Annotated in this window: 25 protein-coding genes and 1 tRNA gene; 9 read left to right on the forward strand and 17 right to left on the reverse strand. The window is 73.4% G+C overall.

The window, feature by feature from the left end; translation table 11 throughout:
* Nucleotides 1–5: 5 nt before the first annotated feature.
* The 3 genes from ABIB53_RS10120 to ABIB53_RS10130 form a co-directional block, all read right to left on the reverse strand.
* Nucleotides 6–869, reverse strand: a complete 864-nt coding sequence (locus ABIB53_RS10120; protein WP_354588075.1) for a class I SAM-dependent methyltransferase — start codon at nucleotides 867–869, stop codon at nucleotides 6–8.
* A gap of 147 nt (nucleotides 870–1,016) precedes the next feature.
* Nucleotides 1,017–2,120, reverse strand: a complete 1,104-nt coding sequence (locus ABIB53_RS10125; RefSeq protein WP_354588076.1) for an alpha/beta fold hydrolase — start codon at nucleotides 2,118–2,120, stop codon at nucleotides 1,017–1,019.
* A gap of 39 nt (nucleotides 2,121–2,159) precedes the next feature.
* On the reverse strand, nucleotides 2,160–2,831 hold the full coding sequence (locus tag ABIB53_RS10130; RefSeq protein ID WP_354588077.1) for an HAD family hydrolase: 672 nt from the start codon (nucleotides 2,829–2,831) through the stop codon (nucleotides 2,160–2,162).
* A gap of 89 nt (nucleotides 2,832–2,920) precedes the next feature.
* On the opposite strand from ABIB53_RS10130, the gene ABIB53_RS10135 reads away from it, so the two are divergent.
* Together ABIB53_RS10135 and ABIB53_RS10140 are read left to right on the forward strand one after the other, a co-directional pair.
* On the forward strand, nucleotides 2,921–3,778 hold the full coding sequence (locus ABIB53_RS10135; RefSeq protein WP_354588078.1) for a PAC2 family protein: 858 nt from the start codon (nucleotides 2,921–2,923) through the stop codon (nucleotides 3,776–3,778).
* Nucleotides 3,779–3,795: 17 nt separating this feature from the next.
* Nucleotides 3,796–4,320: a putative immunity protein gene (locus tag ABIB53_RS10140; RefSeq protein WP_229298922.1), complete on the forward strand. Its 525-nt coding sequence runs from the start codon at nucleotides 3,796–3,798 to the stop codon at nucleotides 4,318–4,320.
* Between the two features lie 142 nt (nucleotides 4,321–4,462).
* Here the strand turns inward: ABIB53_RS10140 and mshC are convergent, their stop codons facing one another.
* From mshC to ABIB53_RS10160, 4 genes are read right to left on the reverse strand one after another with little or no spacing between them, the layout of a single operon-like run.
* Entirely contained in the window at nucleotides 4,463–5,713 is a 1,251-nt protein-coding gene (gene mshC / locus ABIB53_RS10145; protein WP_123091751.1) for a cysteine--1-D-myo-inosityl 2-amino-2-deoxy-alpha-D-glucopyranoside ligase, read from the reverse strand.
* Nucleotides 5,714–5,732: 19 nt separating this feature from the next.
* Nucleotides 5,733–6,572, reverse strand: coding sequence for an SCO1664 family protein (locus ABIB53_RS10150; protein ID WP_354588199.1), 840 nt, complete (start codon nucleotides 6,570–6,572; stop codon nucleotides 5,733–5,735).
* Nucleotides 6,542–7,087: a DUF3090 family protein gene (locus tag ABIB53_RS10155; protein WP_354588079.1), complete on the reverse strand. Its 546-nt coding sequence runs from the start codon at nucleotides 7,085–7,087 to the stop codon at nucleotides 6,542–6,544. Before ABIB53_RS10155 ends, ABIB53_RS10150 begins: the two co-directional genes overlap by 31 nt.
* Before the next feature lie 9 nt (nucleotides 7,088–7,096).
* Nucleotides 7,097–7,804 (reverse strand): MSMEG_4193 family putative phosphomutase, encoded by a 708-nt coding sequence (locus ABIB53_RS10160; RefSeq protein ID WP_354588080.1) that lies wholly within the window; start codon nucleotides 7,802–7,804, stop codon nucleotides 7,097–7,099.
* A 31-nt stretch (nucleotides 7,805–7,835) separates the two neighbouring features.
* Here ABIB53_RS10160 and ABIB53_RS10165 point away from each other — a divergent pair, with 31 nt between their 5' ends.
* A complete protein-coding gene (locus ABIB53_RS10165; RefSeq protein WP_201466907.1) occupies nucleotides 7,836–8,879 on the forward strand; it encodes a magnesium and cobalt transport protein CorA in 1,044 nt (347 codons plus the stop codon).
* 9 nt (nucleotides 8,880–8,888) lie between these two features.
* Here ABIB53_RS10165 and ABIB53_RS10170 read toward each other — a convergent pair whose 3' ends face one another.
* Nucleotides 8,889–9,221, reverse strand: coding sequence for a primosomal protein (locus ABIB53_RS10170; protein ID WP_068275871.1), 333 nt, complete (start codon nucleotides 9,219–9,221; stop codon nucleotides 8,889–8,891).
* Between the two features lie 37 nt (nucleotides 9,222–9,258).
* Between ABIB53_RS10170 and ABIB53_RS10175 the strand changes: the two genes are divergently transcribed.
* Nucleotides 9,259–9,471, forward strand: coding sequence for a DUF5703 family protein (locus tag ABIB53_RS10175; protein ID WP_068275873.1), 213 nt, complete (start codon nucleotides 9,259–9,261; stop codon nucleotides 9,469–9,471).
* Here ABIB53_RS10175 and ABIB53_RS10180 read toward each other — a convergent pair.
* Complete coding sequence (locus tag ABIB53_RS10180) at nucleotides 9,455–10,777, reverse strand: M20/M25/M40 family metallo-hydrolase (protein ID WP_068275876.1); 1,323 nt, start codon at nucleotides 10,775–10,777, stop codon at nucleotides 9,455–9,457. The two genes, ABIB53_RS10175 and ABIB53_RS10180, sit on opposite strands and share 17 nt — an antisense overlap.
* A 147-nt stretch (nucleotides 10,778–10,924) precedes the next feature.
* On the opposite strand from ABIB53_RS10180, the gene ABIB53_RS10185 reads away from it, so the two are divergent.
* Nucleotides 10,925–12,061, forward strand: a complete 1,137-nt coding sequence (locus tag ABIB53_RS10185; RefSeq protein WP_354588081.1) for a serine hydrolase domain-containing protein — start codon at nucleotides 10,925–10,927, stop codon at nucleotides 12,059–12,061.
* 69 nt (nucleotides 12,062–12,130) lie between these two features.
* On the opposite strand, the gene ABIB53_RS10190 is transcribed toward ABIB53_RS10185, so the two are convergent.
* Nucleotides 12,131–12,216, reverse strand: a tRNA-Leu gene (locus ABIB53_RS10190).
* Between the two features lie 141 nt (nucleotides 12,217–12,357).
* On the opposite strand from ABIB53_RS10190, the gene ABIB53_RS10195 reads away from it, so the two are divergent.
* From ABIB53_RS10195 to ABIB53_RS10205, 3 genes are read left to right on the forward strand one after another with little or no spacing between them, the layout of a single operon-like run.
* On the forward strand, nucleotides 12,358–13,131 hold the full coding sequence (locus tag ABIB53_RS10195) for a HipA family kinase (protein ID WP_354588082.1): 774 nt from the start codon (nucleotides 12,358–12,360) through the stop codon (nucleotides 13,129–13,131).
* Nucleotides 13,128–13,508: a DUF3037 domain-containing protein gene (locus ABIB53_RS10200; protein ID WP_354588083.1), complete on the forward strand. Its 381-nt coding sequence runs from the start codon at nucleotides 13,128–13,130 to the stop codon at nucleotides 13,506–13,508. The genes ABIB53_RS10195 and ABIB53_RS10200 overlap by 4 nt, the downstream gene beginning before the upstream one ends.
* Before the next feature lie 50 nt (nucleotides 13,509–13,558).
* Entirely contained in the window at nucleotides 13,559–14,119 is a 561-nt protein-coding gene (locus tag ABIB53_RS10205; RefSeq protein WP_354588084.1) for a YbhB/YbcL family Raf kinase inhibitor-like protein, read from the forward strand.
* Nucleotides 14,120–14,258: 139 nt separating this feature from the next.
* On the opposite strand, the gene ABIB53_RS10210 is transcribed toward ABIB53_RS10205, so the two are convergent.
* The 6 genes from ABIB53_RS10210 to ABIB53_RS10235 all read right to left on the reverse strand — a co-directional run bounded on the left by ABIB53_RS10210 (nucleotide 14,259) and on the right by ABIB53_RS10235 (nucleotide 19,236).
* A complete protein-coding gene (locus ABIB53_RS10210) occupies nucleotides 14,259–15,065 on the reverse strand; it encodes a TrmH family RNA methyltransferase (RefSeq protein ID WP_354588085.1) in 807 nt (268 codons plus the stop codon).
* Between the two features lie 9 nt (nucleotides 15,066–15,074).
* Complete coding sequence (locus ABIB53_RS10215; protein ID WP_354588086.1) at nucleotides 15,075–15,788, reverse strand: TSUP family transporter; 714 nt, start codon at nucleotides 15,786–15,788, stop codon at nucleotides 15,075–15,077.
* Between the two features lie 13 nt (nucleotides 15,789–15,801).
* Nucleotides 15,802–16,572, reverse strand: coding sequence for a sulfite exporter TauE/SafE family protein (locus ABIB53_RS10220; RefSeq protein ID WP_123091740.1), 771 nt, complete (start codon nucleotides 16,570–16,572; stop codon nucleotides 15,802–15,804).
* A gap of 61 nt (nucleotides 16,573–16,633) precedes the next feature.
* Nucleotides 16,634–17,896, reverse strand: a complete 1,263-nt coding sequence (locus ABIB53_RS10225) for an SPFH domain-containing protein (RefSeq protein WP_354588087.1) — start codon at nucleotides 17,894–17,896, stop codon at nucleotides 16,634–16,636.
* A gap of 61 nt (nucleotides 17,897–17,957) precedes the next feature.
* Nucleotides 17,958–18,410, reverse strand: a complete 453-nt coding sequence (locus ABIB53_RS10230; protein WP_123091738.1) for an NfeD family protein — start codon at nucleotides 18,408–18,410, stop codon at nucleotides 17,958–17,960.
* Between the two features lie 40 nt (nucleotides 18,411–18,450).
* Complete coding sequence (locus ABIB53_RS10235; protein WP_123091737.1) at nucleotides 18,451–19,236, reverse strand: ABC transporter ATP-binding protein; 786 nt, start codon at nucleotides 19,234–19,236, stop codon at nucleotides 18,451–18,453.
* Between the two features lie 30 nt (nucleotides 19,237–19,266).
* On the opposite strand from ABIB53_RS10235, the gene ABIB53_RS10240 reads away from it, so the two are divergent.
* Nucleotides 19,267–20,013: an Rv1486c family protein gene (locus ABIB53_RS10240; RefSeq protein WP_068275902.1), complete on the forward strand. Its 747-nt coding sequence runs from the start codon at nucleotides 19,267–19,269 to the stop codon at nucleotides 20,011–20,013.
* A 12-nt stretch (nucleotides 20,014–20,025) separates the two neighbouring features.
* On the opposite strand, the gene glgA is transcribed toward ABIB53_RS10240, so the two are convergent.
* Nucleotides 20,026–21,216: a glycogen synthase gene (gene glgA / locus ABIB53_RS10245; protein WP_354588088.1), complete on the reverse strand. Its 1,191-nt coding sequence runs from the start codon at nucleotides 21,214–21,216 to the stop codon at nucleotides 20,026–20,028.
* Nucleotides 21,217–21,247 lie beyond the last annotated feature (31 nt).

The following is a 21,247-nucleotide window of genomic DNA, read 5'->3' on the forward strand; positions in this document are numbered from 1 at the left end:
CCGGCTCAGCGGCGGGTCGCGGTGACGAGCAGGTACTCCCACGGCAGCACGGTCGTGCCGTCGCCGACGTCGAAGCGCTCGGCGAGAGCGATCAGCTCCGCGTCGAGCGCCGCGGCCCGCTCGGGGTCCTCCCCCAGCGCGCGGTAGACCGCGATGGTCGGCCCGTAGCTGCTCTTGAAGAGGTCGAGGAAGTCCCGCGGGCCGGCGAAGCGGTCGACGACGAGGTCCTGCTGGACCGCCGTCGTGATCTGCGCCCGGTCGCCGAGCAGGTCACGGACGTGGTCGACGTGCCCCCACAGCGGCGGCGGCTGGGAGCCGGCCGGCGGCGGTGGCGCGTAGGGCCGCATCGTGGCGAACATCTGCCCGACGAAGCCCTCGGGCGTCCAGCTGAGGAGCCCGATGGTCCCCCCGGGCCGCACGACCCGTGCCAGCTGGTCGGCGACCGCCTGGTGGTGCGGGGCGAACATCACGCCGACGCACGACAGGGCGACGTCGAACTCGCCGGTGTCGCACGGCAGGTGCTCCGCGTCCGCGACGACCCACCGGATGTCGAGCCCCTCGGCCTCGGCGGCCGCCCGGCCCGCATCGAGCAGCTCCGGCGTGAGATCCGTCGCGACGACCTGGGCGCCGGTGCGGGCGGCCGGGATGGCCACGGTGCCGGGACCCGCGGCGACGTCGTGGACGCGCTGCCCGGCATGGACCCCCGCGGCCTCGACGAGGACCGGCCCCAGCGGGGCGACGACCTCTCGGGCGACGGCGGGGTAGTCGCCGAGCGCCCACATGGCGCGGTGCCGCGCCTTGAGTGCGGTGTCCGCGTCCTCGGCGGGCGGGTCGACGGGTGCGGGCCCGTCGGGTGCGATGGTGCTCATGGCGCTCTCCTTCGTGCGTGCCGACCTGACAGGTCGACGCTAGGAGCGCACCGGGGCGCGCCGCATCGGTGCGTGCACGTAGCCCGCGGGGACGCGGACGACCTCGGCCGTCGGCCGTGGCGGGGTGCACGCAGCGGCGAAGGGGTCTCAGCGGGCGGTGAGCAGGCGGGCGACGGCCGCCGTGCGGGCCGACTTCCCGTGCAGGTCGAGCTTGGCGTAGACGTTGCTCAGGTGACGCTCGACGGTGCGGGTGCTCAGCACGAGGGAGCGGGCGATCTCGTCGTTGTCCCGGCCCTGCGCGGCGAGCGCGAGGATCTCGCGCTCACGGGGCGAGAGGGTCGCGAGCCCCTCCGGCCGGGCGGCAGCGGGTGACGCGCCGGCCCGCGGGGCCCCCGGCACGGGCTCGGCGAGGAAGCGGCTCAGCTCGGCCCGGTAGACCGGCCAGGCGTCGTCGTCCTCGAGGACGATGTGGTTCTCGCTCTCGAGCGCCACGAGGCGGGCGCCGGCGACGTGGGCGGCGAGGTACCGCGCCTCGGAGAAGTCGTTCATCCGGTCGCCCCTCGAGTGGATGACGAGGGTCGGCACGTCGAGCTGCGCGAGCAGGTGCGACGCGTCGGCGACGAGCCGCTGGCGGCGCGACTCCCGGGCGGTCTCGGCGCTCGTCGAGGTGCGCTGCAGCTCGTCGAGCCAGACCCGCTGCTCCTCGCTCGCCCCGGGGATCATCAGCGAGGTGAAGACCCGGCGGAAGGTCGAGTCGGGCCGCGCCCACCCCACCGCGATGAGGGCGTCGAGGGTGTCGTCCATCGCCGCCTCGGTCGGGTCCTTCGACTGCTGCCCCGAGTAGCTGCCGTAGAAGACGAGCCGGGAGACCCGCTGCGGGTGGCGAGCGGCGTAGGTGATGGCGACCGGCCCGCCCTGCGCCATGGCGAGCAGGTCGAAGCGCTCCATCCCGGCGTCGTCGACGACCGCCTCGAGGTCGGCGACCCGCACCTCGAGCCCGTGGTCGGTGACGTCGCGGTCGGAGAGCCCGTGCCCGCGCTCGTCGAAGCGCACGACCGTGTGCTCACGGCCCCACTCGAGCAGGTGGTGACGCCACACCGGCGAGGACCAGTCGTGCTGGAGGTGGCTGAGCCAGCAGGAGTCGACGACGAGCGGCGGGCCTGACCCGTGCACGGCGTAGGCGATCTGGGTCCCGTCGACGGAGCGGCAGAAGCGGATCTGCTGACGGGGCGCGGGTGCGTTCGCAGCCACACCCCATCGTAGGACCGGGGCGCCCCGCGGCGCAGCGGTCTAGGCGGAGGCGAAGGGGGACCGAGCCCGCGTCACGAGGTCGGCCAGGGACACCCCGTCGAGCGTCTCGAGCTGCACCGAGCCGTCGATCGGCGGGACGGGCACGACGTGCGGGACCGCGATCGTCGGCACGCCGGCGGCGGTCGCCGAGCGCACCCCGGTCGGGCTGTCCTCGACGGCGACGGCATCGGCCGGGTCGACGCCGAGCAGCGCCGCGGCCCGCTCGTAGGGCTCGGGGTGCGGCTTGCCGTGGGTCACCTCGTCACCGGTGACGACGGCGGCGAAGCACCCGGGCTCGAGGGTGTCGAGGACCGCGGTGACGAGGGGGCGCCACGACATCGTCACGAGCGCGTTGGGCACCCCGGCGGCGACCGCCTCGGCGAGCAGCTCCTGCGCGCCCGGCCGCCACGGGACGTGGTCGTGCACCTGGGCGATGACCGAGCTCATGAGCTCGTCGACGACCTCGTGCGGGGTGAGCGTCACCGGGGAGCGCTCGATGATGAAGTCCGCGCTCACGAGGAGCGGGTTGCCGACGAGCTCGTGGGCCAGCTCGTCGCTCCACCGCCCCCCGAAGCGCTCGACGAGCTCGTGCTCGGCGCGGATCCAGTAGGGCTCGGTGTCGACGAGGGTGCCGTCCATGTCCCACAGGACCGCGGCGGGGATGATGCTCACGCCTCGACACTGTAACGAGCACCGTCCGACGACGAGCACGGCGACATAGGCTGGCGGGTGACCGGTAGGACGAGCGAGCAGGAGCCGACGTGATCGAGCTGCAGGACATCCCCGAGCTGCAGGACCCGGTGATGATCCTCGCCTTCGAGGGGTGGAACGACGCCGGTGAGGCGGCGACCTCGACCCTCCTCCACCTCGCCGAGGCGTGGGACGCCGACCCGGTGGCCGCCCTCGACCCCGAGGACTACTACGACTTCCAGGTCACCCGTCCGGTCGTCATGGGCCGACCTGGGCAGCGCCGCGTCGACTGGCGCACGACCCGCGTCCTGCTCGCCTCCCCCGACGAGCTCGACCGCGACGTCGTCCTCGTCCTGGGCATCGAGCCGTCCTTCCGCTGGCGGACCTTCTGCGAGGAGATCGTCGACCTCGCCTCCGACCTCGGCGTGCGCACGGTCGTCTCCATCGGCGCGCTGCTCGCCGACGTGCCGCACACCCGGCCCATCCCGGTGAGCGCGACGAGCGACGACGAGCGCACGATCCACCGCTACGACCTCGAGGCGAGCACTTACGAGGGCCCCACCGGCATCATTGGCGTCGTCGCCGACGCCGCCCGGCGCGAGGACATGGCCTCGATCTCGTTGTGGGCGGGCATCCCCCACTACGCCGGGCACGTGCCCTCGCCGAAGGCGACGTACGCGGTGCTGCGAGCCCTCGAGCGCCTCCTCGACGTCTCCCTGCCCCACGGCACGCTCGAGGAGGAGGCCCGGGCCTGGGAGCGCGGTGTCGACGAGGCGGCCGAGGCCGACGAGGACATCCGCGAGTACGTCGAGCAGCTCGAGCAGGCGCAGGACACCGCCCAGCTGCCCGAGGCGAGCGGCGACGCGATCGCCAAGGAGTTCGAGCGCTACCTGCGGCGTCGCCGCGACGACCCGCCTGCCGCGGGCTGAGCGGCGCCCGGACCGCGATGATCCTCCCGGAAGTGCGCGACCCGCGTCTGGTGTCGGTGCGGCGCGGCGGCACCCTCACCGACGCGGACCACCGGCTGCTCGCGCTGTGGGCGGCGCTGTGCGCCGAGCACGTGCTCGGGCTCGTCGAGGAGGAGGTGCCCGGCGACCCGCGGCCCCGGGCGGCCGTCGAGGCGGTCCGGTCCTGGGCCGGTGGCGAGCTGCCCATGATGCGTGCCCGGGCCGTCGGCGGTCACGCCATGGGCGCCGCACGACCGCTCACCGGTCCGGCCCGGCTCGCGGCCTACGCAGCCGGCCAGGCTGCCTGCGTGCCGCACGTAGCGGAGCACGACCTCGGTGCCGCGGCCTACGCGATCCGCGCCGTGCATCACGCTCACCCGCAGGACCCGTCGGCGGGGGTCGGCGAGCGCGACTGGCAGCGCGAGCAGCTGCCCGCCGCCGTCCGTGACCTCGTCCTCGAGGACCAGGCGCGGCGCGACGCGATCTGCTGGGGCGCCTTCGGCGACGCCGGCCCCCGCCGCTGACCTGTGCGCTCCCCCCTTCGCCCGCTCCTCCTCGCCCCACCCACTGACGAGACCCTGCTGGCTGCCTCTTGATGTGGCAGGACCGTCTCGACAGGGTCCTGGCACATCGAAGGGCTGCTGGCAGGGTCTTGTCGGAGGAGGTCTACAGCTCGACGCCGAGCAGGGCGTCGACGACGTCGACGACGAGCGCGGGGGCGTCCTCGTCGGCGCCCTCGCCGGCCTCCGCCTGCTCGCACCAGCGGTCGACCGCGTCGAGCGCGGCCGCCGTGTCGAGGTCGTCGGCCAGAGCGGTGCGCACCTCGTCGGCGAGCGTGCCGACACCCGGGCCGCTCGGCAGCGAGGTCGCGCGGCGCCAGCGGTCGAGGCGGCGCTGGGCGTGGCGCAGGGAGTCCTCGGTCCACGACCACTCGGTGCGGTAGTGGTGGGCGAGCAGCACGAGCCGGATCGCCGCCGGGTCGACGCCCTCGCGGCGCAGGTCGGAGACCCGCACGAGGTTGCCCTTGGACTTGCTCATCTTCTCGCCGTCGAGACCCACCATCGCCTGGTGGGTCGTGTGGGTGGCGAAGGGGGACCGCCGCGTCGCGGCGACCGCCTGGAGCGCGGTCATCGGGTGGTGCGGGAACTCGAGGTCGGACCCGCCGCCCTGCACGCCGACGGTCTCGCCGAGGTGGTCGAGGGCGATCGCCGTGCACTCGATGTGCCAGCCGGGGCGCCCCCGGCCGAGGAGGGTGCTCTCCCACGCGGGCTCGCCGTCACGCTCGCCGCGCCACAGCATCGGGTCGAGACGGTGGCGCTTGCCGGCACGGTCGGGGTCTCCCCCGCGCTCGGCGGAGTACTCGAGCATCGTCGCCTCGGGCAGCGGGCTCACCTGCTCGACACCGCCGACCGCGGTGACGTCGAGATAGGTGTCCTGGGCACCGGTGGCGTCCTCGGTGAGGGTGTAGGTCACCCCGGCGTCGACGAGCCGCTCGACGACGGCGACGATGCGCGGCATCGCCTCGACGACGCCGACGTAGGCCTTCGGCGGGATGACGCGCAGCGCGGCCATGTCCTGCGAGAAGAGCTCGATCTGGCTCGTCGCGAGGTCGCGCCAGTCCACGCCGTCGCGCTCGGCGCGCTCGAGGAGCGGGTCGTCGACGTCGGTGACGTTCTGCACGTAGTCGACGCCGAGACCGCTGTCGAGGGCGGCGCGGTGGAGCACGTCGAAGGTGACGTAGGTGGCGGCATGCCCCATGTGGGTCGTGTCGTAGGGGGTGACGCCGCAGACGTAGAGGCTGAGCCGGCCCTGCTCGGGGCGCACCTCGGCCACGGCGTCCGTGAGGGTGTCGTGCAGCCGCGGGGTGGGACCGCTGCCTGGGAGAGTGGGGACGGCGGGCGCGGACCAGGACTTCACGCGCCCATCCTAAGGTGGCTCAGACGGGCGGCCACGGCACGCTCGGCCAGCCGTGGCCGGGCCGGGGATGACGACCCGCCCGCAGCAGCCGCTCGCACCGCGCGACGAGCGCGTCGACCTCGGTCACGGTGAGCAGCTCGTCGAGCTCACCGGCCTCCGGCGAGCCGGCGATCGCCTCGACGAGGCGCTCCACACGGGCCCGGTCCGCGTCCGTGAGGGGCTCCCCCGCCCACCCCCACAGGACGGTGCGCAGCTTGGGCTCGACGGACAGGCTCACGCCGTTGTCGATGCCGTAGACGCCGTCGCCCTCGAGGAGCACGTGGCTGCCCTTGCGGTCGCTGTTGTTGATCACGGCGTCGAGCACCGACAGCGATCTCAGCACCGGGTCGTCGGGGTGGCTGAGCACGACGCCCGTGCCGCGCTCGTCCTCGCCCGAGAGCACCCGCAGGTAGCCCGGTGGGATCTGGCCCGGACGGGTGACGGCGACGGGGCTGTCGGCGGGCTCGTCGAGGGTGCCGACCCATCGCTGCACCGAGCCCTCGCCGAGGGGTCCGGCCCGCAGGACGGTCGTCGGGACGCAGTCGAAGCCGCCCAGCCGGGCGACGAGGTAGGCCGCCCGCTCCCGATGGGCGAGGTGCCCGTCGGGGTAGTCCCACAGGGGGCGCTCGCCCTGCACGGGCTTGTAGATCGCGGTGAGCGTGCCGCCCTCGTGCTCGACCTCGCAGACGATCGCGAGGTTGCTCGCCTCGGGGTGGGCACCGAGCATCGTCAGCTCGCCCTCGGCGAGGTGGGTCTCGATCTCGCAGGGCTGCGGGGCCAGCCGCTCGGTCAGCGCCGGTAGCCGTTCGCGCGGGGGCAGATGTGCCCCTCGGGGTCGAGCGGGCCACCGCAGAAGGGGCAGGACGGGCGCCCTGCGGACACGACGGTCTCGCACCGGCGGGCGAAGGCGCGGGCCTTCGCGGGCGAGAGGACCACGCGCAGGGTGCTCGGGCCGCCGACGAGCGGCTCGCCCTGCGGGTCGCCCTCCTCGGCGAGCGCGTCGGGGTCGTGGTCGTGGCACTCGATGACGACGACCCGGCGCTCCTCGTCCCAGGCGAGGGAGAGCGCGAGGACGCGGAAGTCCTCGGTGATCGGGGTGTCGAGGGGCGCGTTGTCGGCCGACCCGACGGCCGCGGCCACTCCCCCTTCGAGCCCGCCCACCTCGTCGAGGAGGGTCTCGATCCGCTCCGCGAGGACGCCGACGTGGACCTTCTCGACGGCGATCTGGTGACGGCGATGACCGTCGCTGGCCTGGAGGTAGAACGTCCGGTCCCCGGGAGGGCCGACGGTGCCGACGACGAATCGCTCCGGCGGGTCGTACTCGAAGACGCTCATGACCCGACCCTAGCCCGCTCCCCCGCCGACGACGGCGTCTCCCGGCGGGGTCGTCTCGGGGGCGGTCGTCGAGGGCTGCGGCACCGGTCGCAGCGGGCCGCTGTCGTTGACCCGCAGGACGAAGGGGCGCTCGGGCGTGTAGCGCAGGACGCTCACGGAGGCGGGGTCGACGACGAAGCGCTGGAAGTCGTCGAGCGGTGTGGCGGAGGCGTCCGCGACGACCGACTTGATGATGTCGCCGTGGCTCACGGCGAGCCACATCGCGTGCGCCCCGTGCTCCGCCTCGACCTGCGCGTCGATCCGGCGGATCGCGGCGACGGCGCGCTGGGCCATCGTCGCGATCGACTCGTGGGCGTGCTCGTCCGAGGGCGGGAAGACGGCCTGGCTCGGCGTGCTCTGCACGGTGCGCCACAACGGCTCCTTCGCGAGCTCGACGAGCGGACGACCCGTCCACCCCCCGTAGTGCGCCTCGCCGATGTCGGGCTCGAGGTCGAGGTCGAGGCCGAGGCGGGCACGCAGCGGCTCGACCGTCTCGAGGCAGCGGTCGAGGGGGCTGGTGACGACCCGCACGAGCGGCAGCTCGCCGAGCCGGTCGACCACCTCCTGCGCCTGGGCACGGCCGGTGTCGTCGAGGGAGACGCTCGCCGACCATCCGGCGAGCAGGCCGGCGGCGTTGGCGCTGGATCGGGCATGTCGGAGCAGCAGGCAGTAGGCCACGACGTCAGGCTACGTGCGCGATGATGACGCGGTGATCGTCGACCAGGCCCGATATCGCGACGGGGTGCGCCTCCCGTGCGAGGACATCAGCACCGAGATCGCCCGGCTGCGTGCCGAGGCGCCCGGCCGTCCGGAGGGGTCGTCGGACTTCGTCTGGATCGGGCTGAAGGACCCGAGCCCCCAGACCTTCCAACGGGTCGTCGGCGACGAGCTCGACCTGCACCCCCTCGCCATCGAGGATGCCGTGGCCGGCGACCAACGGGCCAAGGTCGAGCGCTACGGCGACTCGTGGTTCGCCGTCCTCAAGCCGCTGCGCTACGTCGACGAGACCTCCGACGTCGAGACCGGCGAGCTCATGGTCTTCGTCGGCCCGGACTTCGTCCTCACGGTGCGCCGTGGCGAGGCCAGCCCGCTCGCCGACCTGCGCCATCGCCTCGAGGTGGACCCGGAGCCGCTGCAGCACGGCCCGTGGGGGGTCTTCCACGCGGTCCTCGACACCGTCGTCGACGAGTACCTCGCCATCGAGGACGAGCTGCAGGTCGACCTCGAGGCGATCGAGACGGCGGTCTTCGAGCCCGAGTCCAGCCTGACCTCCGAGGACATCTACCGGCTCAAGCGAGAGGTCCTCGAGTTCAAACGAGCCGCGCAGCCGCTCGGGCGCCCGATGGCCTTCCTCACCTCGCCGTCGTCGCCCGTGGCGCACGGCGAGCTGCGCCTGCTCTTCCGCGACGTGTCGGACCACCTCACCCAGGCGATGGAGAGCCTGGAGTCGATGGACCGCCTGCTCACCGACGTGCTCAGCGCCCACCTCGCGCAGGTCGGGGTGGAGCAGAACAGGGTGTCGATGAAGCAGAACGAGGACATGCGCCGCATCTCTGCATGGGTCGCCATCGCCGCGCTGCCGACGATGATCGCCGGCGTCTACGGCATGAACTTCGAGCGGATGCCCGAGCTCACGGCGAGCGTGCGGGTGAGCGGTCACGAGGTCTACTACGGGTACTACGTCGTGCTCGCCGTCATGGTGTCGGCCTGCCTCGTGCTCTACCGGCTCTTCAAGCGCTCCGGCTGGCTGTAGGTCGCCGGGTCAGCGGCGGCCGGGGGTTTGCTCGTCGCCGGCCTTGTCCTCGTCGTCGTACTCCTCGTCGTCGAGACCGGAGTAGCCCTCGTCGTCCTCGTCGTCGTCGTACTCCTCGTCGCCGCTGTCGTCGAGGTCGGCGTCGTCGACGACGATGAGCGGGGTCATCTCGCCGTAGGCCTCGTTGAGGGCGTCGTCGTAGGCCTCGAAGGCGTCGGCGAGGTCCTCGTACGCGGCGACCACGCGCGGGTCGTCCTCGCCGTTACGACCGGAGGACGCCTCGAGGTGCCGCTCGAAGGTGGCGATGAGCTTGGTCAGCGCGGCGCGCGGGTCGGCGGTCATGGCACGACCGTACCGTCAGGGGTGAGAATGGCGCACGATGGTCGAGTACGAGTTCCAGGTCCTCAGCTTCCCCCGCGAGACCACCCGTGGGCAGATCCGCGCTGCGCTCGCCGAGCACGCCGAGTACGGCCGCTGGGAGCTGCACCGCACGGTGCGCTACGTCGGCGGTCACCAGCGCTCGTGGCTACGGCGCAAGATCATCCGTGTCCCGCGCCGCGACGACCCGCTGGGGCTCAGCAGGTCTCGATGAGCCGCAGCAGGACCTTCGCCCCGAACTCCAGGGACTCGGTGGGCACGCGCTCGTCGATGCCGTGGAACATCGGCGCGAAGTCGAGATCGGCGGGCAGGCGCAGCGGCGCGAAGCCGTAGCCGGTGATGCCCATCGTCGACAGCGCCTTGTTGTCCGTGCCGCCGGACAGGCAGTAGGGCAGGATCGCCGCCTCGGGGTCCTCGGCGAGCAGCGCGGCCTTCATCGCGTCGACGAGCGGTCCCTCGAAGGGGGAGTCCAGGGCGATGTCGCGGTGCTCGACCTCGACGACGACCCGGTCGCCGGCGAGCTCGGCGATCGTCGCCATGAGCGACTCCTCGTGCCCGGGCAGGAAGCGGCAGTCGACGGCGGCGACGGCCTCCTGGGGGATGACGTTGTGCTTGTACCCGGCGGTGAGCATCGTCGGGTTGGCCGTGTCCTGGAGCGACCCGCGCACGAAGCCCGCGGCCCCGCCGAGGTGCTCGACGAGCTCCTCGAGGTCCTCGTCGCTGTACCCGGTGCCGGTGATCTCGGAGAGCCCGTCGAGCAGGCCGCGCACGGAGGCGATGTACTCTCGCGGCCACTTGTGCTCGGCGATGCGCGAGAGGGCCTGGGCGAGGTGGAGCACGGCGTTGTCATCGTTGGGCACCGAGCCGTGGCCGGCCCGGCCCGAGGCGCGCAGCCGGAGCCAGACGATGCCCTTCTCGGCGGTCTGCAGCAGGTAGGCCCGGCGGTCGCCGCCCTCGGGCGTCGGCACGGTGACGCTGTAGCCGCCGACCTCGCTGATCGCCTCCGTCACGCCCTCGAAGAGCTCGGGGTGGTGCTCGACGAGCCACTGGCTGCCGTGCACGCCCCCGGCCTCCTCGTCGGCGAAGAAGACGACGACGAGGTCGCGCGGCGGCACCGTGCCGGTGCGCGCGAGGTGGCGCACGCACGCGAGGATCATCGCGTCCATGTCCTTCATGTCGACGGCGCCGCGGCCCCAGACGCAGCCGTCCTTGATGACCCCTTCGAAGGGGTCGACCGACCAGTCCTGGGCGTTGGCGGGCACGACGTCGAGATGGCCGTGGATGCACAGGGCGCCACGCTCGCGGTCGGCGCCGGGGATGCGCAGGACGACGCTCGCGCGGCCGGGCTGCGACTCGAAGAGCTGGGGCTCGTAGCCCACCTCGCGCAGCTGCTCCACGACGTAGTCGGCGGCCTCGCGCTCCCCCGGGCCCTCCCCGTCGGGCCCGTAGTTCGTCGTGTCGATCCGGATGAGGTCCTGGCAGAGCCGGACCACCTCGTCCTGCGGCGCGCTGATCTCCATGGACCCACCCTAGGGGCCGGGCGGGACGAGCCCGCCGGAAGCTCGTGACCGACGGGTAGCGAGGCGCTAGCGTCGCGAGCAGGCGACGCAGCCGTCCGCACGAGCGGCCCCGGCGGCGCGCGGACCGGCTGACGAGAAGGAGATCTCATGACCATCCACGGGCACACCGACCCACGCCTGACGGGCCTGCGCGACGCCCTCGCCGCCATGGTCGACTCGGGCGAGGAGCTCGGCGCCGCGATCAGCGTCGACCTCGACGGCGAGACCCTCGCCGACATCTGGGGCGGGCACGCCGATGTCGCCCGCACCCGCCCGTGGGAGCGCGACACGATCGTCAACGTCTGGTCGACGACGAAGGAGGTCACGGCGCTCGCCGTCCTCCTGCTCGTCGAGCGCGGTCTCGTCGACCTCGACGCGCCGGTCGCGACGTACTGGCCCGAGTTCGCCGCGAACGGCAAGGAGGGCGTCCTCGTGCGCCACGTCATGTCGCACACGTCGGGCGTCTCGGGCTGGGACCAGCCCTTCGTCCTCACGGACATGTACGACCGCGAGACGGCGACGGCACGGCTGGCGGCCCAGGCCCCGTGGTGGGAGCCCGGGACGGCCTCGGGCTACCACGCCCAGAACCAGGGGCACCTCCTCGGCGAGATCGTCCGCCGGACCAGCGGGCGCACGCTGACACAGCTCGTCGCCGAGGAGATCGCCGGACCGCTCGGCGTCGACCTGCAGATCGGCGCCACGGAGCGCGACGACGACCGCGTCGCCGAGATCGTGCCGCCTCCCCCGCTGCCGATGGACCTCAGCCAGGTCCCCGCCGACTCCCCCATGGTGCGCACCTTCACCGGACCGGTCGCCAGCGCGGCCGCGGCGAACACCATCCCCTGGCGCCGGGCCGAGCTCGGGGCGCTCAACGCGCACACGAACGCCCGGGCGCTCGCCCGCACCTTCTCGGTGATCTCGCGCGGGGGTGCGGTCGACGACGTGCGGCTGCTCTCGCCGGAGACGATCGAGCAGATCTTCCGCGAGCAGTCACGCGGCGTCGACCTCGTCCTCGGCGTCCCGCTGCGCTTCGGCATCGGCTTCGCGCTGCCCGAGCCGCAGACCGTGCCCTACATCCCCGACGGCCGGGTCTGCTTCTGGGGCGGCTGGGGCGGGTCGATGACGGTGATGTTCCCCGAGCGCTCCCTCACCGTCTCGTACGTCATGAACAAGATGGCGCCGGGGATCATCGGCTCGGACCGGGCGGCGCGCTACCTCACCGAGGTCCTCGACGCCGTCGGCTGACCGGCGCGGGGACGACGAAGGGCGGACCCGACCGGGTCCGCCCTTCGTCGACCAGTGCTGGTCGACCTGTGTCCGAGGGGGGACTTGAACCCCCATGCCCTAATACGGGCACTAGCACCTCAAGCTAGCGCGTCTGCCAATTCCGCCACCCGGACGAGTGGTGCATCCGGCGGTCTGGGCGACCACCGGGGCAACGTCGAGGACTCTACACCGGGTGCGACGCGGACCGAAATCGGGTTCGCCGTAGGCGTGCTCGGGCCGCCGGAGGTCCTCGGCGCGGGCCGTAGGCTGCCGCCGTGACCCCCCTTCGCCACGTCCGTGCCACCCGGTACGCCGTCCCCCTGCGCGAAGGGGGATCCATGCCCGGCCTCGTCGAGGCCGACGACCTCGGCATGTACGTCGTGAAGATGCGCGGCGCCGGTCAGGGCCTGCCGGTGCTCGTCGCCGAGGTGCTCGTCGGCGAGATGGGGCGGGCCCTCGGCGTCGCCGTGCCCGAGCTCGTCGAGGTCGACCTGTCCGGCGAGATCGCCCGCTTCGAGGCCGACGAGGAGGTCCAGGACCTGCTCACCGCATCGGTCGGGCTCAACCTCGGCATGGACTACCTGCCGGGTGCCTTCGGCTACGACGGCTCGCAGCCCGCGGACGCCGAGGTCGCCGCGCTCGTCCTGTGGCTCGACGCCTGCACCGCGAACGTCGACCGCACGTGGGCCAACCCCAACCTCCTGCGCTGGGGCGGGCAGGTGTGGGCCATCGACCACGGGGCCGCGCTGTGGTTCCACCACGCGTGGGCACGCAAGGCACCGAGCGCGGATCGCTTCGCCGCCCAGCCCTTCGACGCGTCGACCCACGTCCTGCGCGACCTCGCCGGTGACCTCGGCGAGGTGCACGAGCGGGCCTGCGCCGTGCTCACGCGGCAGCGGCTGACCGAGATCGTCGACCTCGTCCCCGACGAGTGGCTCACCCCCGGCGAGCACCTGCCGACGACGCAGGCCATCCGCGACGAGTACGTGCGCCACCTCGTCCAGCGCCTCGCCTCCCCCGACGCCTGGTTACCGGGAGCGTCCCGATGACCCTGCAGACCTACCAGTACGTCGTGCTGCGCTGCGTGCCGCGGGCCGAGCGCGAGGAGTTCGTCAACGTCGGCGTCGTGCTGCGCAGCCAGGGGCACGACTACCTGCGCGCCACCTTCGCCCTCGACGAGGAGCGGCTGCGCGCCCTGTCGCCCGATCTCGACGTCGCCGCGGTGCACGCGGCGCTCGAGGTCGTCTGCGACGTCGCCCTCGGCCGCACCGGCGGCGGGCGGCCTGACCTCGACGGTGACGGGCGACGCTTCGGGTGGATCAGCGCCCCCCGCTCGACGGTCGTGCGCCCGGGACCGGTGCACGGCGGGCTGACGCAGGACCCGGCCGCCGAGCTCGAGCGGCTGCTCGACGAGCTCGTGCGCTGAGGTGCCCGCGACCGGACGCGACGCGTCCCTCGCGTCCTAGGGTCGGGCGCATGGATCTCGACTCCCGCCCCACCGCTCCCGAGCCTTACGACCTCCTGCCGCAGGTGCCCCCCTTCGAGGTGCGCAGCGACACCTTCGCCGACGGGCAGGCGCTGCCCGAGGCGCAGGTCTTCGACGACTGGGGCTTCGAGGGCGGCAACCGCAGCCCCCACCTCGCATGGTCCGGTGCACCGGAGGGCACGAAGAGCTATGCCGTCTCCTGCTTCGACCCCGATGCGCCGACGCCAGCGGGCTTCTGGCACTGGACGGTCCTCGGCATCCCTGCCGAGGTCACCGAGCTCGCCGAGGACGCGGGCGCCGAGGGCGGCGCGGGCCTGCCTGACGGCGCCTTCATGACGGCGACCGACTACGGCACGAAGGCCTTCGGCGGTGCCGCCCCGCCGGCCGGCGACCGCCCCCACCGCTACGTCTTCGCGGTGCACGCCCTCGACGTCGAGCCCGACGCCCTGCCCGTCGACGACTCGGTGACGTGCACCGTGGCCGCCTTCAACTACCTCGGCGCGACCATCGCCCGCGCCGTCGTCACCGGGACCTACCAGACCCCCGCCTGACCTCCCCTTCGAAACCCTGCTGGCTGCCCTTCGACGAGCCAGGACCCTGTCGAAGGGGTCCTGGCTCGTCAAGACCCTGCTGGCAGGGTTTTGTCCGAGCGAGGGGGCGTGCACGGTGGGGCGAAGGGGGTGGGCCCGCTCAGGCGCGCAGGGCCCACGCGGCGACGGCGCTGGCCGCCGCGGCGTTGAGCGAGTCCACTCCCCCGCGCATCGGGATCGTCACGGTGAGGTCGGCCTGCGCGAGCGTGCGCCGCGAGAGCCCGTCTCCCTCGGTGCCGACGACGAGCGCCAGCCGGTCCGGCGGGTCGGCGGCGAGGTCGTCGAGCGAGACGGCGTCGTCGGCCAGCGCGAGCGCGGCGACGACGAGCCCCAGCTCCTGCAGAGCGCCGACGTCCGCCGGCCACTGCGCGAGCCGGGTCCACGGCACCTGGAAGACCGTGCCCATCGACACGCGCACGGAGCGCCGGTAGAGCGGGTCGGCGCAGCGCGGGGTGACGAGCACCGCGTCGACGCCGAGCGCGGCGGCGGAGCGGAAGACGGCACCGACGTTCGTGTGGTCGACGAGGTCCTCGAGGACGAGCACGCGGCGGGCGTCGCGGCAGACCTCGGCGACGGTGGGCAGCTCGGGCCGGTGCATCGAGGCCAGCGCGCCGCGGTGGAGGTTGAAGCCGGTGATGCCCTCGACGACCTCGGGCTCGCCGACGTACACCGGCACCCCGTCCTGCTCGCACGCGGCGACGACGTCGGCGAGGTCGTCGAGCCAGCGCGGTGACATGAGCAGCGAGCGCGGGCGATGGCCGGCGGCGAGCGCGCGCCGGATGACCTTCTCGGACTCGGCGAGGTAGAGACCGCCGTCGGGCTCGAGGACGCGGCGCAGCGCGACGTCGGTGAGGCCGACGTAGTCGCGCAGGCGCGGGTCAGCGGGGTCGGTGATCGTCTCGGGCACGGCGCGAGCCTAGGTGAGCAGCGCGCGGCCGGTGACGACGACGCTGGAGAGGACGCACAGCGCGAGGACCCCGTGGCGCATCGCCGTGCGCGGCAGGCGGTCCTGGACCGGCCGGGCGAGGAGCATGCCCGCGACGACGAAGGGGACCCACACGGCCGAGGTCGTCATCTGCTCGCGGGTCACCTGGCCGCTCACGGCGAGCGAGAGCAGGGAGGCCGACGAGCCGACGACGAAGAAGGCCGACAGCGTCGAGCGGATCCGTACGGGGTCCTCGTGCTGGAGGACGATCGCGAGGAAGGGCCCGCCGATCGAGGCGGCCGTGCCGGAGACACCGGTGATGGCCCCGGCCCCGAGCGCGGTCGAGGGCCGGGCGGTCGTCTCGACCGTGCGGATGCTCAGCACCGTCGAGACGAGCACGAGCAGGCCGACGGCGACGGCGATGCCGCGCGTGGGCAGGACATGGACGAGCCAGGCCCCGACCGGGGTGAGCGCGAGCCGCCCGCCCAGGGCCCAGCCGAGAAGTCGTCGGTCGACGTCGCGCGGGCCCGAGAGCAGCTGCAGGAGCGGCAGGACGAGACCGAGCACGAGGAGCGAGGCCGGCATGAGCTCGGGCTCGAGCAGGACGACGAAGGGGGCGGCGACCACCGCGATCCCGAAGCCCAGGCTGGCCTGGACGAAGGAGCCGATGAGCACGACGACGCCGAGCAGGAGCGTCGTCGTCACGAGGTGAGAGTCGTCACGGGAAGAAGACCATCTTGACGATGCCGACGACCCCGATGACGACGATGACCGAGCGCAGGACGACGGGCGGCAGGCGCCGTCCGACCCGCGCCCCGACGAGCCCGCCGACGAGGGCGCCGCAGCCCACCGCGAGGACGATCGTCCACGAGACGAGCTCGGGCGAGACGACGACGAAGACGAGCGAGCCGACGGCGTTGACAACCGTGCCCAGGGCGTTCTTCACGCCGTTGAGCCGCTGCAGCGGCTCGGGGCTCAGCGAGCTGAGCAGGCCGATGAGGATGACGCCCTGGGCCGCACCGAAGTAGCCGCCGTACACCCCGGCGACGAGGACCCCGGACATGAGGGCGACGACCTGCCAGCGCGGCTCGACGCCGTCGTGGTGCTGGCGGGCGGCCCAGCGCTGCATGCGCGGGCCGAAGATCACGAGCAGCAGGCCGATCCCGATGAGGACCGGCACGATGGTCTCGAAGGCCTCCGCGGGCAGCCACAGCAGGAGCAGGGCCCCGATGACCGCGCCGAGGAGCGACATCGGCACGAGGCGCAGGACGAGCCGCTTCGCCCCACGCAGCTCCGGCAGGTAGCCCCACGTGCCGGTGATGCCGCCGGCGACGAGGCCGATGGAGTTCGAGACGTTGGCGGTGACGGGCGGCACGCCCATGGCGAGCAGCGTCGGGAAGGTCACGAGCGTCCCGGAGCCGACGACGGTGTTGATCCCCCCGGCCCAGACGCCCGCGAGGACGACGAGCAGCACCTCCCACCACGACACCCGGACAGCCTAGGTGGCTGCCCGGGTGTCGTCGGCACGGGGTGGGGCGAAGGGGTGTCGCTCAGAGCGGGGGACGCCCCGGCGACGGGGGCCCGGCCGGTCCGGCGGGCGGGCCCTCGGACTCCGGGGGCTCCGGGGCGATCGGGGGCGGCGGGCTCGCCGGCGCCGTCGCGTCGCTCTCGGCCGGTGCCCCTGCGCCCGTCGCGTCGTCGCTCGCGGGACGGGGCTGCGGCAGCCGCACGCCCTGGCCCTGACCGCTCGAGGGCTGCACCCGGCTGGCGGGCGTCGCGTGCTCGCTGGCCTCGCGGCTGGCCTGCCCGGCCTGGCCGCGGGCTTCCTTGAGGGCCTCGGCCGGGTCCTCGAGCGCGGTCTCGGCGAAGGCGTTGTCCTCGGGTCCGTCGACCTCGACGAAGGGCTCGTCGTCCAGCCCGCCGTCGCTGCCGGGGGCCGCGCCGCCGCCGAGCATGCCGCCCATCGCCTTGAGGGCGTCGGTGACCTCCGAGGGGATGATCCACATCTTGTTGCTGTCGCCGCGGGCGATCTGCGGCAGGACCTGGAGGTACTGGTAGGCGAGCAGCTTCTGGGTCGGCTTGCCGCGGTGGATCGCGTCGAAGACCTGCTGGATGGCCCGGGCCTGGCCCTGGGCCTCGAGGATGCGGGCCTGGGCCGAGCCCTCGGCGCGCAGGATCTGGCTCTGCTTCTCGCCCTCGGCGGTGAGGATCGCCGACTGCTTCGTGCCCTCGGCGTTGAGGATGGCCGCGCGGCGGTCGCGCTCGGCCTTCATCTGCTTCTCCATCGACTCCTGGATCGACATCGGCGGGTCGATCGCCTTGAGCTCGACGCGGTTGACGCGGATGCCCCAGCGCCCGGTCGCCTCGTCGAGGGCGCCACGGAGCTGGCCGTTGATCTGGTCGCGCGACGTGAGCGTCTGCTCGAGGTCGAGCGAGCCGATGACGTTGCGCAGGGTGGTCACCGTCAGCTGCTCGATGCCCTGGATGAAGTTGGCGATCTCGTACACCGCGCTCTTGGCGTCGATGACCGTGTAGTAGATGACGGTGTCGATGTTCACGACGAGGTTGTCGCTCGTGATGACCGGCTGCGGCGGGAAGCTGACGACCTGCTCGCGCAGGTCGATGTTCGCGCGGACCTTGTCGACGAAGGGCACGAGGATGTGGATGCCGCCCTCGAGGGTGCGCGAGTAGCGACCCAGCCGCTCGATGATGAGCGCCGTCTGCTGCGGCACGATGCGCACGGTCTTGAAAAGGATGACCAGCGCGAAGGCGACGAGCGCGGCCAGGAAGACGAGGATGGGGATGCTCTCCATGTCGTGTCCTTTGGGTGGGGTGGGTGGCCCCGGCGGTGACCGGGTCCCCCTGCGGTGCCCGTCAGGCGGGCTGGTTGGTGACGACGACGGTGGCGCCGTCGATCTGCAGGACTCGGACCTCCTCGCCGGGCTCGCAGGCGGGAGCGCCGTCGGGGACCCGCGCGCTCCACACCTCGCCGGCGAGCTTGACGCGGCCGTCGGTCTCGGTCACGGTCTCGATGACTCGGGCGAGCCTCCCCTGCAGCGCCGCGGACCCGATGGACCCGGAGGCCTCGGACGTCGCGAACTGGCGCTTGACGAGGGGCCGGACGAGCCCGATGAGCAGCATGGCGACGAGGACCGCGAGGACGACCTGGAGGGAGAAGACCACCCCGGAGCCGGCGGCGAGCGCGCCGGCGAGGGCGCCCCCGGCGAGCATGATGAAGACGAAGTCGGCGGTGGCCGCCTCGACGGCGACGAAGATCATCGCCAGCGCGATCCAGGCCAGCCACAGGTTGTCGCTCAACCACTCCATGTCAGCGTCCTCTCGTCTGCCCCGGCCAGGACCGGCGCGGTCATCGTCGTGCTCGGGCGGCCCATCGCTCGCCGTGCTGCTCGAGCTCGAGCGGCAGGCCGAAGGTGTCGGTGAGGTTCTGCGCGGTGAGGGTGATCTCGATCGGGCCCTGGGCGACGACCTGGCCCTCGCGCAGCAGGAGGATGTCGGTGAAGTGCGGCGGGATCTCCTCGACGTGGTGGGTCACCATGACGAGGGCCGGCGACGCGAGGTCCTCGGCGATGGCGCCGAGCCGGGCGACGAGGTCCTCACGACCACCGAGGTCGAGGCCCGCGGCGGGCTCGTCGAGGAGCATGAGCTCGGGGTCGGTCATGAGCGCGCGGGCGATCTGGACCCGCTTGCGCTCCCCTTCCGACAGGGTGCCGAAGGTGCGCTGCGCGAGGTGGGCCGCGCCGAGTGCATCGAGCAGCTCGGCCGCGCGCTCGTGGTCGAGCTCGTGGTACTCCTCGCGCCAGCGCCCGGTGACGCCCCACGACGCCGTGACGACGACGTCGCGGACGAGCTCCTGGGGCGGGATCGCCGAGGCGAGCGCGGACGACGCGAGACCGATGCGGGGCCGCAGCTCGAAGACGTCGACCGCGCCGAGGACCTCCCCGAGGACACCGGCGACACCGGTCGTCGGGTGGATGCGGCCGGCGGCGAGCTGGAGCAGCGTGGTCTTGCCGGCGCCGTTGGGTCCGAGGACGACCCAGCGCTGGCCCTCCTCGACCTCCCAGTCGACCCCGTCGAGCAGATCGGTGCGACCACGGCGCACCCCTACTCCGGCGAAGGCGAGGACATCACTCATGACCTGACCCTATCTGCCTACGATGCGCAGGTGTTCGAGCTCCCCGGCAGTGTGCGCGTCGCCCTCTGGGCGACGGTCGTCATCGGCAGCGGCGGCGACCTCGCCGGCGTCGCCCCCCGGGCCCTGCCCGACGTCGACCACGTCGCGGGCCTGCTCGACCGGCTCACCCTGTGGCGCGACCTCGGCGAGGGAGCGGTCCTTGTGGCGCTGCCCAGCGCCGGTCACGTCGCCTCGCTCCCCCGGACCGACGACGAGGCACGCGACGCCGCCGTCGAGGCCGGCGAGGCGCTCTACGTCGCGGGCATCGGCGGCGTGCTCGTCCCCGAGCACTCGACGTACGGGTCGTCCGGTCGACGGGTCGACTGGCACGCCTTCGACGCCGAGCCGGTGCCGGTGCACCGGGTCGAGGCCCTCTCGCACCGTCAGCTCGAGCGCGACCTGCTCGAGCTCGTGACGACCGCCCGCGACGACCTCGAGCGGGTGGGCGGCCAGCCCTTCGCCGACTCCCTCGCCCGCGAGATCGCCGACAACCGGCTCGGCGGGGCGTGGGGCCTGCCCGACGCGCTCGACGACCGGGCCTACCGGGTCATCACGCTCGCCGGCACCGTGGGGGCCGCCGCCCGGATCGGCACGGAGCACTCGGGCGCGATCGACGCGCGCACCGCGGCTGACCGCGACGCGACGCTGCTCGCGTTGGCGCGCGGTGCCGACCGGCTGCTCGCGGACGCGACGAACGCCGCGTGCGCCCAGCTCGCCGGCTGGGTCCCCGCCCGCTAGGCCCGGTCCGACCTAGCGCAGGACCGAGCCGTACACCTCGAGGGTGCGCTCGGCGATGCTGCCCCAGGAGAACTCCTCGACCGCACGCCGACGGCCCGCCTCGCCGCGCTGACGCGCGCGCTCGGGGTCGCTCACCGCGTTGGTGAGAGCCGCCGCGAGGTCACGCACGAAGCCGTCCGGGTCGACCGGGGTGCCGGTGCCGTCCTGGACCTGCTCGATGGGCACGAGCCAGCCGGTCGTGCCGTCGGCGACCACCTCGGGGATGCCCCCGGTCGCGGTGCCGACGACGGGCAGGCCGCAGGCCATCGCCTCGAGGTTGACGATCCCGAGGGGCTCGTAGACCGACGGGCAGACGAAGACGGTGCCGGAGGTGAGGACGGCGACGACCTCGTGACGCGGGAGCATCTCGGCGATCCACACGACGCCGTCGCGCACCTCGCGCAGCTCGGCGATGAGGCCCTCGACCTCGGCCTGGATCTCGGGGGTGTCGGGCGCGCCGGCGCACAGGACGAGCTGGACCTCGGGCGGCAGCAGCCGGGCGGCGCGCAGCAGGTGGGGCAGGCCCTTCTGCCGGGTGATCCGCCCGACGAAGACGACGCTCGGGCGCGCCGGGTCGATCCCGTGCCGGGCGAGCACCGCCTCGTCGGCGCGGGGCTGCCACTGCTCGGCGTCGATGCCGTTGTGCACGACCCGCACCCGGTCGGGCTCGACCTGGGGGTAGGAGCGCAGGATGTCGGCCCGCATCCCGTGGCTCACGGCGATGATCGCGGCGGCGGACTCGTAGGCGGTGCGCTCGACCCACGAGCTGAGCGCGTAGCCGCCCCCGAGCTGCTCGGCCTTCCACGGCCGCAGGGGCTCGAGGCTGTGGGCGCTCACGACGTGGGGCACCCCGTGGAGCAGGCTCGCGAGATGACCGCCGAGGTTGGCGTACCAGGTGTGCGAGTGCACGAGGTCGGCACCGGCGCAGTCCTGGGCCATCGTGAGGTCGACGCCCATCGTCTGCAGCGCGGGGTTCGCCCCCGAGAGCTCGGCGAGGTCCGGGTAGCCGGTGGTCCCCCCTTCGTCCCTCGGGTCGCCGAAGCAGCGCACCTGGACGTCGAGGTCACCGCGCCCGCGCAGGGCGCGGGTGAGCTCGGCGACGTGCACACCGGCTCCCCCGTAGATCGCCGGCGGGTACTCCTTGCTCAAGATGTCGACGCGCACGTGCCCACCGTAGGGCGAAGGCGATAGGTTC

This window comes from Janibacter sp. UYMM211, assembly GCF_040547045.1.
Lineage (GTDB): Bacteria > Actinomycetota > Actinomycetes > Actinomycetales > Dermatophilaceae > Marihabitans > Marihabitans melonis.

What these genes read in the sequence shown, in the direction of transcription:
- ABIB53_RS10170 (WP_068275871.1), bottom strand. Translation starts at nt 9,221, where the DNA reads ATGACCGCCGACCCGCGCGCCGCGCTGACCAAGCTCATCGCCACCTTC.
- ABIB53_RS10180 (WP_068275876.1), bottom strand. Translation starts at nt 10,777, where the DNA reads ATGGAGATCAGCGCGCCGCAGGACGAGGTGGTCCGGCTCTGCCAGGAC.
- ABIB53_RS10120 (WP_354588075.1), bottom strand. Translation starts at nt 869, where the DNA reads ATGAGCACCATCGCACCCGACGGGCCCGCACCCGTCGACCCGCCCGCC.
- ABIB53_RS10230 (WP_123091738.1), bottom strand. Translation starts at nt 18,410, where the DNA reads ATGGAGTGGTTGAGCGACAACCTGTGGCTGGCCTGGATCGCGCTGGCG.
- ABIB53_RS10155 (WP_354588079.1), bottom strand. Translation starts at nt 7,087, where the DNA reads ATGAGCGTCTTCGAGTACGACCCGCCGGAGCGATTCGTCGTCGGCACC.
- ABIB53_RS10185 (WP_354588081.1), top strand. Translation starts at nt 10,925, where the DNA reads ATGACCATCCACGGGCACACCGACCCACGCCTGACGGGCCTGCGCGAC.
- ABIB53_RS10205 (WP_354588084.1), top strand. Translation starts at nt 13,559, where the DNA reads ATGGATCTCGACTCCCGCCCCACCGCTCCCGAGCCTTACGACCTCCTG.
- ABIB53_RS10175 (WP_068275873.1), top strand. Translation starts at nt 9,259, where the DNA reads ATGGTCGAGTACGAGTTCCAGGTCCTCAGCTTCCCCCGCGAGACCACC.
- ABIB53_RS10235 (WP_123091737.1), bottom strand. Translation starts at nt 19,236, where the DNA reads ATGAGTGATGTCCTCGCCTTCGCCGGAGTAGGGGTGCGCCGTGGTCGC.
- ABIB53_RS10225 (WP_354588087.1), bottom strand. Translation starts at nt 17,896, where the DNA reads ATGGAGAGCATCCCCATCCTCGTCTTCCTGGCCGCGCTCGTCGCCTTC.
- ABIB53_RS10140 (WP_229298922.1), top strand. Translation starts at nt 3,796, where the DNA reads ATGATCCTCCCGGAAGTGCGCGACCCGCGTCTGGTGTCGGTGCGGCGC.
- ABIB53_RS10200 (WP_354588083.1), top strand. Translation starts at nt 13,128, where the DNA reads ATGACCCTGCAGACCTACCAGTACGTCGTGCTGCGCTGCGTGCCGCGG.